The following is a 1,881-nucleotide window of genomic DNA, read 5'->3' as shown; positions in this document are numbered from 1 at the left end:
CAGCCTTTTCAACCTCGCGTCGCGTAGCCCAACACGTCGCCACCGCCGCCAGGAACACCACCAGCCACAACGCCGCTTCGGCCAGATCACCGTTGAGCATGTCGGTGAGTACCGGCACCAGGGCGGCGAGGGTCAGCCCGCACAGCGCACCGTAGAACATCACTTTCCCGACATAGCGACGGAAGACCGGCCCGTCATCGCCCAACAGTTCGATAAAGGTTTTCAGCATGTCGGCAGCGCCTGTTCGCGGGTCTGTTTGTAACCGCCCGACGCCCACAGGCGCGCATAACGGCCCTCTTGCGCGATCAGTCGAGGATGGGTGCCCTGTTCAACAATACGGCCGTTTTCCAGCACGATGATGTGGTCGGCGTGCATCACGGTATCGAGGCGATGGGCAATCACCAACAGCGTGCGCCCTTGGGCGAAGCGCGACAGCGCCTCCTGGATTGCCACCTCGTTTGCAGCATCGGCGGCGGCCGTGGGTTCATCCAGCACCAGCACCGGCGGCGCCAGCAATACTGCGCGGGCGATGCTGATACGCTGCTGCTCGCCACCGGATAACTGCGCGTCCTCGCCGATCACCGAGGCATAGCCCCGTGGCAAGCCGATGATGCACTCATGAATATTCGCGGCCCGTGCCGCCGCCTCGATTTCCTTGCGGCTGGCGCTGGGCCGGCCGAGGGCGATGTTTTCGGCAACGCTGGCGTGGACCAGGCGAACCTCTTGCAGCACAAAGCCGATCAGGTTGTAGAGCTGCGAGGTCTCGATCTGCCGCAGGTCGACGCCGCCCAGGGTGATACGCCCCTCGGTCGGGTCAAAAAACCGCAGCAGCAGGCGCGCCAGGGTCGACTTGCCCGAACCCGAGGCCCCGACGATGGCGGTTACGGTGCCAGGCTTGAGGGTAAAGCTGATGTTCGACAGTACCGGGTGCTGCGGGTCGTAGGCGTACCCGAGGTTTTCGACGCGTACTTCGGCGTCCTTGGGCAAGCGTTCGCACCCCGGCTCCACCTGCGCCAGCACCGGCGTCGCCAGCAGTGCCTGCACGCGCTGGGCCGCGCCGGTGGCGTTGTCCAGATCATGCACGATGTAACTCAGCAGCATCAGCGGCGCGCAAATGCCCGGTGCGACAATGGCGAACGGCAGCACCTCCACCGCGCTGATCCAGCCCAGGCTGACAAACACCAGGCCAAACGTCAGCACCATGGCGAGCACCGTCACCGGGGCGATCATCGCGTTGGCATTGGCCATCGTCCCCACCAGTGGACGGGTGAACTCAACGAAGGCTTCGCTGAACTCATCTACCGCCTTGCGGTAACTGGCGTGGGCCTTGCCGGTGGCACCGAAGGCCTTGACCACCGGAATGCCGTTGACGAACTCGACCACCGCGTTATTGACCCGGGTCATGCGCTCGACAAAGGACTGCATGTGGCTGCCGCTGGCTTTCATCGCCCGGGTAAAAAACAGCAAAAACCCCGGAAACGGCAACAGCGAGACCAGCGCCATGCGCCAGTCCACCATGAACAGATAAGCCGCCGACAGCAGCACGGCCCCGGCACAACGGCCCACGGTGGTGTAGAAATGCGCAGTCAGGCTATGCAGGGTGCCGATATCGTCCTGCATTGCCTGCTTGACCTCGCCCGACGCCCGCTCGGTGAACCAGCCCAGCGGCACCTGGCTCAGGCGCTGGGCGATGGCCAGGCGCAAGTGGCGAGTGATGTGGTTGTCGGCCAGGTGCGCGACCGTCTCCGCAACTGTCATCAACAGCAGGCCCGCGAACAGGCTCGCCAGGCTGAGGCTGATGGTCAACCAGACCTCGCCCGATGCCTGGGCCATCGACGGCGCGCCGAGGGCGACCCTGGCGATATGCACAATGCCCCCCAG

General features: G+C 64.6%; 1 protein-coding gene and 1 pseudogene. Both read right to left on the bottom strand.

Annotated elements, in window-relative coordinates; genetic code table 11:
• Positions 1–229, bottom strand: a pseudogene (locus HX846_RS32400) (ABC transporter ATP-binding protein); the annotation flags it as partial.
• On the bottom strand, positions 223–1,881 hold a 1,659-nt coding region (locus tag HX846_RS32395), incomplete at its 5' end, for an ABC transporter ATP-binding protein (RefSeq protein ID WP_178966969.1). The pseudogene HX846_RS32400 and the gene HX846_RS32395, both read right to left, overlap by 7 nt.

It is taken from the genome of Pseudomonas sp. K5002, from assembly GCF_013386655.1.
Taxonomy (GTDB): Bacteria; Pseudomonadota; Gammaproteobacteria; order Pseudomonadales; family Pseudomonadaceae; genus Aquipseudomonas.
This window is presented reverse-complemented; position numbering and strand designations above follow the sequence as displayed.